Source organism: Corynebacterium sp. CCUG 51687 (genome assembly GCF_024453995.1).
Lineage (GTDB): Bacteria > Actinomycetota > Actinomycetes > Mycobacteriales > Mycobacteriaceae > Corynebacterium > Corynebacterium pseudogenitalium.
This window is the reverse complement of the sequence record NZ_JAGPYT010000010.1, coordinates 1-15,813: the sequence shown is the minus strand read 5'-3', so window position 1 is coordinate 15,813 and position 15,813 is coordinate 1. Positions and strand designations below refer to the sequence as shown.

13 protein-coding genes and 1 pseudogene are annotated in these 15,813 nt (G+C 62.2%); 9 read left to right on the top strand and 5 right to left on the bottom strand.

The window, feature by feature from the left end; genetic code table 11:
* The first annotated feature begins 15 nt into the window (after positions 1-15).
* Genes KBX13_RS09160 through KBX13_RS09150 form a run of 3 tightly spaced genes read left to right on the top strand, consistent with a single transcriptional unit; the run spans position 16 to position 2,529 of the window.
* Positions 16-882, top strand: a complete 867-nt coding sequence (locus KBX13_RS09160) for a glutamate ABC transporter substrate-binding protein (RefSeq protein WP_256021843.1) — start codon at positions 16-18, stop codon at positions 880-882.
* Positions 883-904: 22 nt separating this feature from the next.
* Positions 905-1,591, top strand: a complete 687-nt coding sequence (gene gluC, locus KBX13_RS09155; RefSeq protein WP_070478673.1) for a glutamate ABC transporter permease GluC — start codon at positions 905-907, stop codon at positions 1,589-1,591.
* Positions 1,591-2,529 carry an amino acid ABC transporter permease gene (locus tag KBX13_RS09150; protein ID WP_256021842.1) on the top strand — a complete coding sequence of 313 codons (939 nt, stop codon included), beginning with the start codon at positions 1,591-1,593 and terminating at the stop codon, positions 2,527-2,529. Before gluC ends, KBX13_RS09150 begins: the two co-directional genes overlap by 1 nt.
* A 190-nt stretch (positions 2,530-2,719) precedes the next feature.
* Here KBX13_RS09150 and KBX13_RS09145 read toward each other — a convergent pair whose 3' ends face one another.
* The gene (locus KBX13_RS09145) at positions 2,720-3,613 is read right to left on the bottom strand and encodes an ADP-ribosylglycohydrolase family protein (RefSeq protein WP_256021840.1); all 894 of its coding nucleotides are present in this window, start codon (positions 3,611-3,613) and stop codon (positions 2,720-2,722) included.
* Positions 3,614-3,840: 227 nt separating this feature from the next.
* Here KBX13_RS09145 and KBX13_RS09140 point away from each other — a divergent pair, with 227 nt between their 5' ends.
* The 6 genes from KBX13_RS09140 to KBX13_RS09115 all read left to right on the top strand — a co-directional run bounded on the left by KBX13_RS09140 (position 3,841) and on the right by KBX13_RS09115 (position 10,471).
* Entirely contained in the window at positions 3,841-4,599 is a 759-nt protein-coding gene (locus tag KBX13_RS09140) for a sensor histidine kinase (RefSeq protein WP_370687333.1), read from the top strand.
* Positions 4,589-5,290, top strand: coding sequence for a response regulator transcription factor (locus KBX13_RS09135; RefSeq protein ID WP_256021839.1), 702 nt, complete (start codon positions 4,589-4,591; stop codon positions 5,288-5,290). The genes KBX13_RS09140 and KBX13_RS09135 overlap by 11 nt, the downstream gene beginning before the upstream one ends.
* Before the next feature lie 112 nt (positions 5,291-5,402).
* Positions 5,403-6,773: an MFS transporter gene (locus tag KBX13_RS09130; protein ID WP_256001491.1), complete on the top strand. Its 1,371-nt coding sequence runs from the start codon at positions 5,403-5,405 to the stop codon at positions 6,771-6,773.
* 31 nt (positions 6,774-6,804) lie between these two features.
* Positions 6,805-7,815 (top strand): extracellular solute-binding protein, encoded by a 1,011-nt coding sequence (locus KBX13_RS09125; protein ID WP_256021837.1) that lies wholly within the window; start codon positions 6,805-6,807, stop codon positions 7,813-7,815.
* Positions 7,812-9,449, top strand: coding sequence for a transporter (locus tag KBX13_RS09120; protein ID WP_256021836.1), 1,638 nt, complete (start codon positions 7,812-7,814; stop codon positions 9,447-9,449). Before KBX13_RS09125 ends, KBX13_RS09120 begins: the two co-directional genes overlap by 4 nt.
* Positions 9,437-10,471, top strand: a complete 1,035-nt coding sequence (locus KBX13_RS09115) for an ABC transporter ATP-binding protein (RefSeq protein WP_256021834.1) — start codon at positions 9,437-9,439, stop codon at positions 10,469-10,471. Before KBX13_RS09120 ends, KBX13_RS09115 begins: the two co-directional genes overlap by 13 nt.
* Positions 10,472-10,718: 247 nt before the next feature.
* On the opposite strand, the pseudogene KBX13_RS09110 reads toward KBX13_RS09115, so the two are convergent.
* From KBX13_RS09110 to KBX13_RS09095, 4 genes and pseudogenes are all read right to left on the bottom strand, one after another.
* Positions 10,719-12,670 (bottom strand): annotated as a pseudogene (locus KBX13_RS09110) (ABC transporter ATP-binding protein).
* Complete coding sequence (locus KBX13_RS09105; protein ID WP_256021833.1) at positions 12,670-14,388, bottom strand: ABC transporter ATP-binding protein; 1,719 nt, start codon at positions 14,386-14,388, stop codon at positions 12,670-12,672. Before KBX13_RS09105 ends, KBX13_RS09110 begins: the two are co-directional and overlap by 1 nt.
* A 360-nt stretch (positions 14,389-14,748) precedes the next feature.
* Positions 14,749-15,462, bottom strand: coding sequence for a hypothetical protein (locus KBX13_RS09100; RefSeq protein ID WP_256021831.1), 714 nt, complete (start codon positions 15,460-15,462; stop codon positions 14,749-14,751).
* A gap of 152 nt (positions 15,463-15,614) precedes the next feature.
* The coding region (locus tag KBX13_RS09095) for a hypothetical protein (protein WP_256021829.1) at positions 15,615-15,813 on the bottom strand (199 nt) is incomplete at its 5' end.

Below are 15,813 nucleotides of genomic sequence, written 5' to 3'. Positions count from 1 at the left end.
CGAAAGGACAACACCATGAACATCCGTTACGCCGCACTCACCGCCGCGCTCTCCGCCGCTGCCGCAACCCTCGTCGCATGTGGCGGCGGCGCCGGCGAAGGCACCGACCTCCTCAGCCAGATCGAATCCGGCCAGGTCACCCTGGGTACCAAGTACGACCAGCCGGGCCTCGGCCTGCGCAACCCGGACGGCACCATGTCCGGCCTCGACGTCGACGTGGCAACCTACGTGGTCAACCACATCGCGAAGGCCAACGGCTGGGCAGAACCGACCATCACCTGGCGCGAAAGCCCATCCGCGCAGCGCGAAACGCTCATCCAGAACGGTGAGGTAGGCGCCATCGCGGCGACCTACTCCATCAACAAGGGCCGCTCCGAATCCGTCAACTTCGGCGGACCGTACCTGGTCACGCACCAGGCGCTCCTCGTCAGCAACGACAACACCGACATCAAGGGCCTCGAGGACCTCGACGGCAAGATCCTCTGCTCCGTCACCGGCTCCACCCCAGCCCAGAAAGTCAAGGACGCCCTGCCAGGCGTGCAGCTTCAGGAGTACGACACCTACTCCTCCTGCGTTGAAGCACTCCGCCAAGGCAACATCGACGCCATGACCACCGACGCCACCATCCTGCTCGGCTACTCCGCCCAAACCCCAGGCGACTTCAAAGTCGTCGAAATGACCAAGGACGGCAAGCCATTCACCGACGAGTACTACGGCATCGGCCTGGCAAAGGGCGACACCGCAGGCACCGACGCCATCAACAACGCGCTCAAAGAACTGCAAACGTCCGGAGAGTTCGACGCCCTCGTCGATAAGAATCTTGGCGGCGACGACGCAGTCTCCGCCGGCACCCCTGGCGACCTCTCCTTCATCGAACAGTAAGACCCCCTAAGGCAGGAACATCATGTCCACACTCTGGTCCGACCTGGGCCCGCAGCTCTGGGCAGCCTTCTGGCTGACCATCAAGCTCACCATCTACTCAGCAATCGGCTCCATGATTGTGGGCACGATCCTCACCGCGATGCGAGTCGCACCCATCCCCGTGCTGCGCGCGATGTCGACGTTCTACATCAACGTCGTGCGCAACACACCCCTCACCCTCATCATCATCTTCTGCTCCTTCGGGCTCTACCAAAACCTCGGCATCACGCTTGCCGATAGAGAGTCCGCGACGTTCCTGGTAGACAACAACTTCCGCCTCGCCGTACTCGGATTCATCATCTACACCTCGGCATTCGTCGCGGAATCCCTGCGCTCCGGCATCAACACCGTCCACTTCGGACAAGCCGAAGCCGCCCGATCCCTCGGCCTCAGCTTCGGCCAAACATTCAGCAACATCATCTTCCCCCAAGCAGTCCGCGCAGCCATCGTGCCGCTCGGCAACACACTCATCGCGCTGACGAAAAACACCACCATCGCATCCGCAATCGGTGTCGCCGAAGCATCCCTCCTGATGAAATCCACCATCGAAAACCACGCCAACATGCTCTTCCCCATCTTCGGAATCTTCGCACTCGGCTTCATCATCCTCACCCTGCCAACCGGCCTCGCCCTTGGCGCCCTCTCCGAACGCATGGCGGTGAAAAAATAATGAGCGTCCGCGCAACAGTACTTTACGACGTCCCCGGCCCCAACGGCCGCCGCACCAACCGCATCCTCACCGGCATCAGCCTCGCCGTCTGCCTCGGCATTGCCGCATGGGTCTTCTGGAAACTGCAGGCCAACGGACAACTCGCCGCCGCGAAATGGACTCCGTTCCTCAACTCCCAAACCTGGACCACCTACATCCTCCCCGGCCTCATGGGCACCCTCAAAGCAGCAGTGGCATCCATCCTGCTCGCGCTGGCCGTCGGCATCCTCCTCGGCCTAGGCAGGCTCTCCCGCAATCGTTTTGTTCGTTGGGTATGTGGCGTCATCGTCGAGATCTTCCGAGCCATCCCAGTGCTCCTCCTCATGATCTTCGCCTACCAACTCTTCGCCATCTACCACCTCGCCCCGCCAAAGCACCTGGCGTTCGCCGCCGTTGTCTTCGGACTCACCATGTACAACGGGTCCGTCATCGCCGAAATCCTCCGCTCCGGCATCAAGAGCCTCCCCAAAGGCCAAACCGAAGCCGCCGAAGCACTCGGCTTGACCTACCCGCAAACCATGCGGACCATCCTGCTGCCCCAAGCCATCGCCGCCATGCTGCCAGCCCTGATCGCCCAAATGATCATCGCGCTCAAGGACTCCGCCCTCGGCTACCAGATCGGCTACGTCGAAGTCGTCCGCTCCGGCATCCAAAGCGCATCCGCCAACCAGAACTTCCTCGCCTCGCTGGCCGTCGTGGCCATCATCATGATCCTCATCAACTGGGGACTCACCGTCCTCGCCCAACGCGTCGAACGCCAACTGCGCGCCGGCCGCGCCCGCCGCAACATCTTCGCCAAGGTGCCCGAGGAAGCCGACCAGGGGTTGGACACCAAGGACAACGTCAACGTCGACTGGCACGACCCCGACTACGTGGAAATCCGGAACCCGGACGAATAGTTGCTGAGGACTCCAGTGCCAAAGGACGCAATTCCTGTTGGGGGGAGGGGGTAAAAGCCCAGGTCGTGAAAAGGGGGATGCGTCCTTTGGCACTGGGGTGAGGGGGAGTGCACCAGATTCCCCCTCGTGGAGTTGACGACCTGGGGAAACGCGGAGGCGCCCTCTCAAAAAACGGGAATGTGGTGCGCGGCTAGGAGAGGAGAGCGTCAACCAGGTCGAGGGCGCCCTCGACGGAGAACTCCTCGGGGCGGTTCGCTTTGTGGGTGGAGTAGGCGTCGATAATCTGGCGCCACCTGCGAGGAATCCCCTCCTCCTCGTACACCGCGCCCAGGAACGCGCCGGCGATCGCGGCGTTTGTGTCCGTGTCGCCGCCCATCCCGACAATCGCGACGAGGTCCTCCTCGAAAGAGGTACCGTTCGCGACGAAATAGCACACAATATTCCAGGCGAACTGCACGTACCCCATGCGATGGCTATAAACATCCACGGGAAGGTACTGCATGAACTCCCTAATTGTCGACGCCTCATCCCCAGCCGCCGCGAGCAGCGCCTCGCGAGGATCCTCACCACTGATCGTGCGTGCGAGCGCCTCACAATACATACCGTTGATGGCCACCGGGTACTCGTTGGGGTGAGTGAGGCGAGCGTCGGCGCGGGCGTGGTCGCCGGCGAGCTGCGGGTCGTGCGCGTACGCGATGGCAATCGGGCTGACCCGCATCAACGCACCGTTCGACTTGCTAGCTGAGTTCGGCTCAAACGGTGGCCGAAGCGCAGCCGCACACGTATTGCCGATATCCGGCGGGAACGACGCCGCCCACCGCACATACGACTCGAACACGTCCTTTTCTTCATACCCACCACAGCGCACCATACTGCGGGCAAGTGCCAGCGCAAGCTCGGAGTCATCGGTCGCCTGGCCCGGCGCGACATTGAACGGGCCGCCGCCAATGAGTTCGCGGACGCCATCCGGGAACCGGGAGCGAATCTGCGCGGGGGAGGAGAACTCGACGATCGCGCCGAGGTTATCGCCAATAATCTGGCCGTACATCGCGCCCCGGGCCCGAGCGCGTAATGACTGATCCATGAGAGGTTCCTTTCTCTGGTGGTTGATGGGGGCCATTGGGGGTTACAAGCATCAGGATACGAACGGGACCCGACACGGCAGGAGTGTGAGACGAAATTATGTTCGGGTGCGTTTGTGGGGAAGCCAGTGACAAAGGACGCAATTCTTGCTGAGGGAGAAGGTAAAAGCCCAGGTCGCGAAAAGGGGCGTGCGTCCTTTGTCACTGAGGCAGCGCTAAGATGTCAAGAATGAAGCCAATGATAGGGAGTGCGATTGAGGCGGTGGTGGGGCGTCGAAAAGTGAGGAGGCGCCAGGACATCACTGATGAGCAGGTGTTGGCACACGAGATTCGCACGCCACTGTCGCTGATTCAGGGGGCGGCGGAACTGCTGGCGGACGAGGAGGATGAGGGAAAGAGGCGTCGATTGGTGGGGACGATTCAGACGAACTCGGCGAGGGCGATTCAGATTGCGGAGTCGCTGCTGCTGCAAGCGAAACTCCATAATGGTACCTATAACCTGCAGAAACAGGCGGTTGATGTGCGGGCGCTGCTGCGGGAGACAGCGCAGGAAATGCGAGCGATTAGCCAAGTACCGATCGTTGTGGATGACCCGGGCGACCCCCTCACGGTTGAGGCGGACCCGCAGCTGCTGCGGCACGCACTGTGGAACGTGCTGAACAACGCTGCACGCTACGCGGGCGGGGACCACGATATTGTGGTCCACTCGGAGGCCAGCGCGACCAAGGTGATTATTACTGTGGCGGACTTCGGGCCAGGCATGTCGACGAAGCAGCGTAAGCAGCTGTTCGTGCCGTTCTCGCAGTTCAATACCCGTGGTGGCAACCAGCGGGTGCCGACGGGTGCCGGGCTGGGGATGGTGATCATGGCCGATATCGTGGGACGGCACGGTGGGGAAGTGTTGGTGGATTCGAGTGCGGACCACGGGACGTCGGTGCTCATGACGCTGCCGAAGGGCACGATGGCAGGGGGCGAGGATGACAAGTAGGCACGTGCTGATCGTCGATGATGAGCCGCAGATGGTGCAGATCGTCGGCTACGCGATGGAGATGGAGGGGTGGCGGACGTCGAGCGCGGGGACGGCCCGGGAGGGCTGGCAGATACTCAACGAACAGCACTGCGACCTGGTTATTCTCGACGTGATGTTGCCGGACATGTCCGGCACCGCCCTGTGCCAACGCATCCGGGCTGCGGGCGAGTTCGCCGACACACCCGTGATTATGCTGACCGCGCTCGGCGAAACCGAGAAGCGCGTCGCCGGGCTGGAGGCGGGGGCGGACGACTACCTGGCGAAGCCGTTTTCCCCACGCGAGTTGGTGCTGCGCGCCCGGGCGTTGCTGCGACGCAGCGGCGTGTCACAAGAGATCACTGCCAAACCGATTGTGGTGGGTGAGGTTTCGGTGCACCCGCTAAGTCACGCGGTGGAGGTGCACGGGAGGGCCGTCGATATGACGGAGACGGAGAGCAAACTTCTGCGGGCGCTGCTTGTGCGGCCCGGGGAAGTGGTGGGGGTTCGCCAGCTGCTGAACGAGGTATGGGAAACCAGCGCGACGCAGGGCGGCAGGAACATGGTGAAGTCCACCATGTATCGGCTACGGAAGAAGCTTGAGGACGCCGGCATGTCCCCGGATGCCATCGCGTCCATTCGGGGCAAAGGCTACGTCTGGGCGGGCCAATAACACACGGTAACAGGACTGTTACCAACTGTTACCGGCAGCAAAAGCGCTGTTACCAGGCAGGACACACAATCAGTAGTGGAAATACTGAGAGTGCACAAAAGGAGTGCCTGCCATGTTCAAATGGTTACAAGCCCCGGGGCCGATTCCACGGCTCCCGGAGGAGGAAGTAGACAAGCTGTACCCGCGGATGCGTCTGCAAGTATTCATGGGTATCTTCCTTGGCTACGCAGGTTTTTACCTGATCCGAAACAATATTTCGGCGATCGCCCCCTTGCTGATTGACGAAAGTGGCGCGATCGATAAGCCGGCGATCGGCATTATCGGCAACGCGGTGCTAGTCAGCTACGGGTTGTCGAAGTTCTTCAGCGCCATGATCTCGGACAAGTCGAACGCGCGCTACTTCCTGCCGCTCGGCCTGGCGCTGTCCGCCTTGATGAACCTGGTGGTCGCGTTCGTGCCGTGGGTGTCTGCGAGCGTCGGCGTGTTCGCCACCGTGATGTTCCTGAACGGCTGGTTCCAGGGCATGGGCTACCCGCCGTGTGGGCGTATCGTCGTGCAGTGGTTCTCGACGAGCGAGCGCGGCTGGAAAGGCTCACTGTGGAACACATCCCACAACCTGGGTGCATTCGGCCTGCCTGTGCTGGTTGGTATCGGCCTGAGCATCACGGGCCAGAACTGGCGCGCAGCCTACTGGTTGCCCGCACTCGTCGCGCTTGTGGTGGCGCTCATCGCGTTCCTGCTGATCCGCGACAACCCACCATCAGTCGGCCTCCCACCAATTGACGAATACCGCGACGACCCAGCAAAGGTCGCCGAGGACACCGGCGAGAAACTCTCCACGAAAGACCTGGTGTTCAAGCACATCCTGCACAGCCGCATCATCATGCTGCTCGCGTTCGCGAACGTGTTTGTCTACGCGCTGCGCTACGGTGTGCTCCACTGGATCACCACCTACCTTTCTGAGCAGCACCACATGAGCATCGGCAGCGGCCTGGTCGGCTTCGCCGCCTTCGAGCTGGCCGGGTTCATCGGCACCATCCTGTGCGGCTGGCTTTCGGACAAGGTCTTCCACGGCAACCGCTCCGCATCCATCTCGCTGTTCACCCTGGGCGCGGGCCTGTCCATCGCGGCGTACTGGCTCTCCCCGGTAGGCACCCCGTTCTGGCTGATGGTGCTGTACGTCGCCCTGATCGGTGGGTTCATCTACGGCCCAGTCGGCCTGATCGGCCTGCAGGCCCTCGACCTTTCCCCACGCAACGTGGCAGGCACCGCCGCTGGCTTCACCGGCCTGTTCGGCTACCTGCTCGGCGCGACCCTGGCATCCACCGGTGTGGGCTTCCTGGTGAAGTACGCCGGCTGGGACGTCACCTTCATCGTCTTCCTCGTGTTCACTGTCCTGATCCTGCTCATCTTCCAGGTCATCTGGCGCGAAGAGAAGAAGCTCATGCAGCAGCGTGAAGCGGAGATGCAGGCGCACGCCTAAACACGCCTAAACTCCCCTAAACTACAGCACTGTGTTTGCAAAGTGGCTCCGCTTGCCAGCGATCATCGTGGTGGCCATCGTCTCGGCCACCACGATGTACCGCACCCTCATCCCGCAGAACACTAACCTGACCATCATGTGTTCCAACGACGCCACCGTCTGCGAGCAGTGGAAACTCGACATCCGGCGCGAGCTCGGCCTGGACGTCCGCTATGTCAGTCTCCCCACCCAGGAGGCGCTGAAACGTTTACAAACCGGGTCACGCGAATTCGACCTCTGGGTCGGAGGTCCCAGCGAAAACTACCGATTCGCGGCCCGCCTCGGGCTCCTCGACGCCACCAACCCACCCGCAGCCACCACCATCCCCGCCGAGTTTCAAGACCCCCACGGATACTGGTTCGGGGTGTACGCCTCCATCCTCAGCCTGTGCAGCAACCCCGACGCCTTCCAAAACCTGAGCACTGACATGCCCACCACCTGGCGTGACCTGCTCCGCCCCGAACTCAACGGGTGGGTTTCCGCGCCATCACCGCTGACGTCCGGCACCGGGTACGCCATACTGCTCAGCATGCAATCCGCAGGCCTCGAACCCGCAGAGATCCAGAACATCATACGCAACATCGACCGCTTCACCCGGTCCGGCAACGCCCCCAGTGACGTTGTCGCGCACGGCGAGGCGGCCGTCGCTATCTCATACGAGCCCTACTGTCAAAACAAAACCACCCGTGCCGGCGCGCCCCTGACCATTACCTACCCCTCCGAAGGGACATCGTTCGAGATCGCCTCCGGAGGGATCGTCGCCCAGGGCAGCAACAAGGCCGCCGCGCGGATCGTGATGAACTGGCTCCTCTCACCGAGCGGGCAGACCTCCGCCCGGCGCGTCGGCCTCCCACAAATCCCTACCAACAGCGCCGTCGCCGGCAACATCACCGAGGTGCTCGCAACCACCCACGGCATCACCGCCATCCGCCCCGACCTCGCCGACGCAGAACGCGAACGGTGGATGACCTGGTTCGCCAACACAACAGGGGAGCGGCCATGAAAGCCCTCCTCGGAGCCACCGCGACCATCACCACAATCTTCGTGATCGTGCTCGGCCTGCCGTACGGCGCGCTCATCCAAGAGGCACTCGCCGACACCAGCGCGCTCCACGGCCTACCCCTCACGCCACTCCTGACCAGCAGCACTATCGCGCTCATCGCCACCCTGGCAACCACGGCACTGGGCACCATCGGTGCCCTCGCAGCCACGCGGTGTGGGCGAATGGGCGTCGTCACGCTCGACATGATGCTGTTGTTCCAGCTCACCATCCCACACCCCGTCATCGGTGCAGGGTGGAAAGTCATCCTCGGGCGCACCGGAGTCCTCCCATGGCCCCTCACCGACGACTTCACCGGACTCACCGCCCTCACCTTCACCTTCATCACCTCCTTCCTGCCGCTCGCATACTTCGCGCAACGCACCGCACTCGCCCCTATCGACGCCCGCGAAGTCAACGCCGCGCGCCTCGGCGGCGCCCACGACTGGAGCCTCTTCCGCCTCATCTACCTGCCACGCCTCGCCCTCTTCACCCCTGCGATCTGCGTATTCATCTTCAGCGCCATCCTCTCCGACCCCATCACCCCAAATATCATCGCCCCACGCACCCCCATCGCCGCCACCACCATCTGGTTCAGCTCACACTCCTACGGCAACCAGGGCGAAGAAGCCTGGCTCGCGCTCCTCCTCACCCTGCCAGTCCTCGCAGTATTCGGCCTGGCCGCCACGTACTACATGCGCCTACTGCGGCGCATGCCCGGCATCATCCAACTCATCCGCACCACCCACCCCACCACACCAGGCCGCGAACACGCCGTCGGCGCCACCACGCGCACCCCGCAATGGATCCTCGCCTGCGGCATCGCGTTCAGCGCCACCTTCCTCACCCTCGCCACCCACCGCGGCATCACAGAAGGCGGCCAACCCCCAATCGGCAACGCCGTCATGAACACCGTCGGCCTCAGCTTCATCGTCCTCATCTGCTCACTCGCCCTCAGCGCCGCCGCTCTCGCCGCCCGTGCCACCAGCGGCAACCACCTCGGCTGGATCGGCCGCCGACTTATCGACGCCACCTTCGCCCTCATCGCCACCGCCCCCGGGGCAACCATCGGATGCGGACTCCGCATCATCGCCACTCAACCCTCCCTCGACAGCCCAGCAAACCCAGCCGCAGCCTTCACCGCCGTCGTCCTCGCCTGCCTCCCCAGCTCCCTCGCCATCACATACTTCCTCCTCGTTTACATCGGCCCCCTCATGTCCCAAGGCGAATACCGCACCGCACTCCTCCAAGGCGTCGGCCCCATCCGCGCCACCACCACCATCGTCCTACCACGCTCCGCACACCTGCTCATCCTCGGCTTCCTCGCCGTCTTCTCCAACACCACCGTCCTCGCCGTCCCACTCCTCTGGGTCAGCACACCCGACACACCACTCCTCATCCTCCGACTCTTCATGCTTCTCGACGCCGCAAACTACTCCGCAGCCCTCTCCATCAGCATCACCGTCTCCCTCTTCATCGTCGGCATCGCAGCCATCGTCGGAGTCGGAGTCGGCGGCATGGGTGGCATCGGTGGCATCGGGAACCGAAGGGGCGTCGACACGCACTGGCGAAAGGACCACCAACCATGGCAGCAATAACCATCCGCAACCTCCTCAACACCATCAACCTCGACGCCGACCCCTGCGAACTCATCGTCATCCTCGGACGCTCCGGAGCAGGAAAAACCACAATGCTCAAAGCACTCGCCGGCCTCACCCACGCCCCCGGACACATCACCATCGACGGCCAACCCATCCACCACCTCCCACCCCACAAACGCCCCATCACCATGATGATGGACCACCCCGCCCTCTTCCCACACCTCACCATCACCGACAACATCCGATTCACCGGCGCCAACCACGACGCCGTCAACGTCGCCATGCTCAGCCTCGGCATCGACGACCTCGCACACCGCTACCCCCACCAACTCTCCACCGGCCAACAACAAAAAGTCGCCCTCGCACGCGCCCTCGTCCAACAACCCACCCTCATGCTCTTCGACGAACCCCTCGCCCACGTCGACACATACTCATCCAAACAACTCAAACAACAAATCCTCCGCACCCACCAACGACTCGGCAGCACCACCTTCTACGTCACCCACGACATCGACGAAGCCTTCTCCATCGCCGACCGCATCATCTACCTCACCAACAGCCACATCACCCAAGACGCCGCACCCCAAGACCTCCGCGAACAACCCGCCACCGTCGAAATCGCCCGCCACCTCGGCGCCACCATCTTCATCCCCACCACCGGCACCATCACCCACACCCACTACGGAACCGCCACCGCCCACGTCACCCTCCTCAGCCAACACCACACCATCCCAGCCGAACCCACCCTCACCACCAACGACACCCTCGTCGCCATCGGCTATCCCACCAGCGCAATCGCCACACCAACCGGCCAACAAGCCCGCCACCTCACCGACAACATCGGCCAAATCACCCGCAGCGTCTACATGGGGGAATACCAAGAAGTTGGCATTGAAACGTCCTACGGGAGAATCGTCCTCCACTGCGACCCCGACACCCCACTCGCATACACCGCCCCCGGTGACGAAGTCCACATCCACCTCAACCCCGCAAAAATGTGGTGCACCCGAGCAGGGTAGGGGGCTTTGGTGTCTGACCTGGTGGGGTGAGTGGAGGCGCGCACCAGATTCCTGCGCGTGGAATTGGCGACCTGAGGAAACGACGAAGGGTTGATCTAGGGGAAATCAAGGAATGTGGTGTCTCGTCGGGTGGGCTGAGTGACAAAAGACGCACCCCTTAACACATAGCCCTTTTTCTACCTGCACGTTTGAATGGCTAGATAATTTAGGGTTGCGTCCTTTGTCACTGGGACCAGGGGCCAGGGGCCTAGTCCTCGGAGAAGCCGGCCTCGTTGAGCTCCCAGTAGGCGCCGCGGCGGGCGAGGAGGGAGGCGTGGTCGCCTTGTTCGACGATGTGGCCGTCCTGCATGACCAGGATGAGGTCGGCGTCGCGGATGGTGGAGAGGCGGTGGGCGATGACGAAGCTGGTGCGGTCGGCTTGGAGGGCGGCCATCGCGTGTTGCACCATCAGCTCGGTGCGGGTGTCCACGCTGGAGGTGGCTTCGTCGAGGATGAGCAGGGACGGCTTCGACACGAAGGCGCGCGCAATGGTGATCAGTTGGCGTTCGCCGGCGGAGAGGGCGCCGCCGTCCTGGTCGATGACGGTGTGGTAGCCGTCGGGGAGGGTGTGCACGAAGCGGTCGACAAGGGTGGCTTTGGCGGCGGCGATGACGTCCTCGTCGGTGGCGTCGAGGCGACCGTAGCGGATGTTTTCCAGGATGGTGCCTTCGAAGAGGGTGGCGTCCTGAAGTACCATGCCGACCTGGCTGCGCAAGTCCTGGCGAGACATCGACTGCGTATCGACGCCATCAAGGAGAATCTGGCCCGAGTCGATGTCGTAGAAGCGCATCAACAGGTTGACCAGGGTGGTTTTGCCGGCGCCGGTCGGCCCAACGATGGCGACCTTCTGGCCCGGCTGCACCTCCAGGTTGAGGTCCTGGATGAGGGGAGTGTCGGTGTAGGAGAAGTGGACGTCGATAAATTGGACGTGCCCGGAGGCGCGCTTCGGGCTGGTGTGTGACTCGCGGGGCTCCTCGGGGGCGTCGAGGAATTCGAAGACGCGCTCGGCGGACGCGACGCCGCTTTGCACCATCTGAGCCATGCCGCCGAGCTCCCCGAGCGGCTGGTTGAACTGGCGAGAGTACTGGATGAACGCCGTCGCCGCGCCGAGCGTCAGCGAGCCGTTGGCGACTTTCAGGCCGCCGAAGACCGCGATGAGGACGTAGGACAGGTAGGAAATGAACTGCATGATCGGCATCATGAGCCCGGAAAGGAACTGCGCGGAGGCGGAGGCGGTGTAGAGGTCGTGGTTGCGGGCGTCGAAAATTTCTTGAGAGGCGTCCTGGCGGCCGAAGAGCGTGATCACCTCGTGGCCCGAGAACGACTCCTCGATGTGCCCGTTGAGCTGGCCCGTTGCGCGCCACTGCTGCTTGAAGTGCCGCTGCGAACGCTTACCGATCACCCGACCACCAGCGCCGTCAGCGGAATCGAGACGAGGGCAAGCAGGGTGAGCTGCCACGACACCGTAAACATCATCGCCATGATGCCCAACACCATCAGCACCGACTGCAACGCCTGCGACAGCGCCTGCTGCAACGTCTGCTGCACATTATCGACGTCGTTGGTGGTGCGCGACAGGATATCACCGCGCTGGCCGCGGTCGAAGTAGCTCAACGGCACCCGGTTCAGCTTCGCCTCCACCTGGGCACGCAGGCGGTAAATCTCGCGCATGACCATGCGGTTGAGCAGGAAACCCTGCAGCCACATCAGGAGGCTCGCGCCGACGTAGAGCGCCAACACCGCCAGGATCAGCTGGCCGAGGCGCGAGAAATCGACGCCCACACCAGGAGTCACATCCATCCCGGACAGCATGTCCGCGAACGTGTCCTGGCCGCCCGCGCGCAACCCCTCAATCACCTGCTCCTGGGTCGCGCCGGCCGGCAGGTGGGCGCCGATCGCGCCAGAAAAGATGACGTCCATGGCGTGGCCCATCACGCGCGGGGCGTACACATTCAGCCCGACGGACACGCACACCAGCGCCACCACCAGGGCAAACATCGCCTTGTGCGGGGCCAGCAGACCGACCAGCCGCTTCGCCGACGGCCAGAAGTTCTTCGCGGAGCGCGGGGCGCCGCCGAAGTGGCCGTCCATGGAGCCCTCGAGCTTCTGGATTTCCTCGTCGGTCAGTTCGACGTGGTCTTTAGCTTGGTCCTTAGCCATTATTTTGCCTCCACAGTCTGCTGGGAACGGACAATTTCCTGATACGTCGGCGAGGACTCCAGCAGTTCATCGTGGGTGCCGCGGGCCACGATACGGCCGGCGTCGAGAACCAGGATCTGGTCCGCGTCCTGAATAGAGCTGACACGCTGCGCCACCACGATCACCGTCGCGTCGGCGACGTGCTCGGCGAGCGCCTTCCGCAGCCGCGCATCCGTGGTCATATCGAGGGCGGAGAAGGAGTCGTCGAAGAGGAGGACGCCGCGCCGCTCCACAATCGCGCGCGCGATGCACAGGCGCTGCCGCTGCCCGCCGGACACGTTCGTGCCGCCCTGCGAAATCGGCATCTCCAAATCATCCACGAACGTGGCCTGCGCGATCTCGAGCGCCCGCCACAGCTGCTCATCCGTCGCATCCGGGCTGGCCACACACAAATTCGACGCCACCGTCCCCGAGAACAAATACGGCTTCTGCGGCACCATCGCCACCGCGCCCACCAGCTGTGCACGATGTAACGACGCCACATCCCGACCACCAACCAGCACCCGACCGCCCGTCGGCGCGTAAAGACGCGGAATCAACCCCAACAACGTCGACTTGCCCGAACCCGTCGAGCCGATGATCGCGGTTGTTTCGCCAGGGTTGGCTTCGAAGGAGATGCCGTCCAGCACCGGTTCCTCCGCGCCCGGGTACGTGAAGGTCACGTCCTCGAAGGTGACGGTGCTGTTTGTGGCGGCGTCGGCTGCGCTGGCCGTTGGTTCGGTCAGCGACGGCTCGTGCTTCAGCACCTCCGTGATACGGGTGGCGCACACCAGGGCGCGCGGGAGCATCATCGCCATGAACGCGCCCATCATCACCGCCGCGAGGATCTGCAGGAGGTACTGCAAGAACGCCGTCAACGACCCGACCTGCACCTCACCCGCATCCACACGATGACCACCGAACCAGAGGACCGCCGCCGTCGCCAGGTTCAGGATCAGCATGATCACCGGGAACATCATCACAAACAAATTGCCGATCCGCAGACTCAACCGCGTGAGGTCGGCATTGGCGGCGTCGAAACGCTCGGACTCGAACTCCTCCCGCGTAAACGCGCGCACCACGCGCACGCCCGCGATCTGCTCACGCAGCACACCATTAATACGGTCAATCTTCGACTGCATCGAACGGAACAACGGCAGCAGCAGGCCGATCAGCGCCGCCACAACCACCGCCAACACAAGCACAGAAACCGCGACCAGCCAACTCATCCCCGGATCCTCCCGAACCGCCATGACCACGCCGCCGACCATCATGATCGGCACCGCCACCATAAAGTTCAAGAACATCAAGAACACCTGCTGGACCTGCTGCACGTCATTCGTCCCGCGCGTAATCAACGTCGCCGAGCCGAAGTGCGACATGTCCTCCGCCGAGAACCGCGACACCCGACCAAACACCTCCTCGCGGATATCGCGGCCCGTGCCCATCGCGCCCCTCGACCCGAACCAGACCGCCGCGCACGCCGCGATCACCTGCACAAACGCCACAGCAAGCATCACGCCGCCGGTACGCCAGATGAAGGGGACGTCACCTTGGGAGACGCCTTCGTCGATAATTTTTGCGTTCAGGCTGGGCAGGTAGAGCGTCGCCGCAGTCGTGATTGCCTGCAGCAACACCACCGCGAGCATCGCGCCGCGGTATGGGCGCGCGTGCCTGCGCAAGAGCCTTACGAGGTCCATGGGCGGTCCTTTACAGATTGTGGAATTGGAAAGTTTGATTGTAGGCGTCATTTTTTGGGGGGACAGGTAGTGATGATGAGTTTACTCGAGATTTTGTGAACAGAATTGCGTTTTTGCTTGCGCCCCACTTTTCGCTTTCCGACGCCCACTTCGCCCCCACCGCGCCAACCGGGTACCATGGAACGCGGTCAGTCACCATTGCCTGTCACATTGCTTGGCTCTGATGACAGCAACAGCGTGACGACCTCCTTTCGGGTCTGGTGGGGCCCGAACCTAAAGGGCCTGGTGGGGCCCATGGTGGGGCAGCCCGCGCGGTACTACGGTACGGCGCGGGCTGTTTTGGTTGGGGAGTAGGGTGAGTCAGAGCGGTTTACTTTTGATCACATTAGGTATAAGCGCGAATCCTGCAACAACTTGACCAAAATCCTCGTTAATGCTGCGAAGCAATCGAATGGAATACTTGTGAAACTTCATCAGCCGGTCTGTATCAAGCATTGGACGTAGGTGGCTCGCACGATTTCTCATTTGCCTCACCTCTTGGGACCACCGATACACCGCTTCTTTCGGTTCATTACTGAAACCAACACTCAGGGCGTTATTCCAGAGCCATAGCCTGGCATTGCTATTACTTGTTGCACTCGGGTGCGGGAGAATACTCGTCCACGTTCCAAAGGATAATCCGGCGACAAGATCGTGATGATTGGCTTGATGGCTAAGGCATTCTGCTCGGGCTTCCCACCAGTCTTTCCACAAGGGTTGACTCGACGAAGGATGCCAATGCGGGGGAGGCGTTTTACGAACTATATGTTGCAGAGGAACGGCAGGGTTAGTAATCCACTCTGGTCCAAAACCCTGACTACAATTCCACGCCTGCAAGTTTTGGTCAATGGTGTCACGGAAAAGCACTTCTACTAGCCCAGACATCTGCGTCACCGCTGATGCCGCCTCCATGTTCCATAAATAAAGCGCTACCGCCTGATCAAGACTTCCGCCAGCGTCGAGATACGTCTGAAAACGCGCTGGCGGAATAGCATCACGGAACACGCCGAGTGACTTATGTGTGAATTTCCCCATGGGCAATGACGCTACATGAATTGAGCGTGTTTGATCTTGACTTTCGACAACTAGCCTGTACACTTGAGAACGTTAAACGGGAAAACGCCCGTACAATACAGGTCACAGGCCCTCACGAAAGTGAGGGCCTGCCCTTTTTGCCGACCCAGCAGTTAAAGTAACTGAGCCGCCGAGTTAGACTCGCTGACGAACAGTTCCATTAGGGTTTTCGTCGCCCCACCGCTTTGTGACAAAACGGCCAGTTGTAGCTGAACGCGTAACAGTGCGGTTGTTGGGGTTAAGCGACAAAATGTGTGCTTTTCTCGGCGTGTCGACTTAAGTGACAAAATGTGTGCTTTTTCAGGGGTTGGG

Excerpts from the sequence above, each read along its gene's own strand:
- KBX13_RS09100 (WP_256021831.1), bottom strand. The coding sequence starts at position 15,462 with ATGGGGAAATTCACACATAAGTCACTCGGCGTGTTCCGTGATGCTATT.
- KBX13_RS09120 (WP_256021836.1), top strand. The coding sequence starts at position 7,812 with ATGAAAGCCCTCCTCGGAGCCACCGCGACCATCACCACAATCTTCGTG.
- KBX13_RS09140 (WP_370687333.1), top strand. The coding sequence starts at position 3,841 with ATGAAGCCAATGATAGGGAGTGCGATTGAGGCGGTGGTGGGGCGTCGA.
- KBX13_RS09105 (WP_256021833.1), bottom strand. The coding sequence starts at position 14,388 with ATGGACCTCGTAAGGCTCTTGCGCAGGCACGCGCGCCCATACCGCGGC.
- gluC (WP_070478673.1), top strand. The coding sequence starts at position 905 with ATGTCCACACTCTGGTCCGACCTGGGCCCGCAGCTCTGGGCAGCCTTC.
- KBX13_RS09135 (WP_256021839.1), top strand. The coding sequence starts at position 4,589 with ATGACAAGTAGGCACGTGCTGATCGTCGATGATGAGCCGCAGATGGTG.
- KBX13_RS09150 (WP_256021842.1), top strand. The coding sequence starts at position 1,591 with ATGAGCGTCCGCGCAACAGTACTTTACGACGTCCCCGGCCCCAACGGC.
- KBX13_RS09160 (WP_256021843.1), top strand. The coding sequence starts at position 16 with ATGAACATCCGTTACGCCGCACTCACCGCCGCGCTCTCCGCCGCTGCC.
- KBX13_RS09145 (WP_256021840.1), bottom strand. The coding sequence starts at position 3,613 with ATGGATCAGTCATTACGCGCTCGGGCCCGGGGCGCGATGTACGGCCAG.
- KBX13_RS09115 (WP_256021834.1), top strand. The coding sequence starts at position 9,437 with ATGGCAGCAATAACCATCCGCAACCTCCTCAACACCATCAACCTCGAC.
- KBX13_RS09130 (WP_256001491.1), top strand. The coding sequence starts at position 5,403 with ATGTTCAAATGGTTACAAGCCCCGGGGCCGATTCCACGGCTCCCGGAG.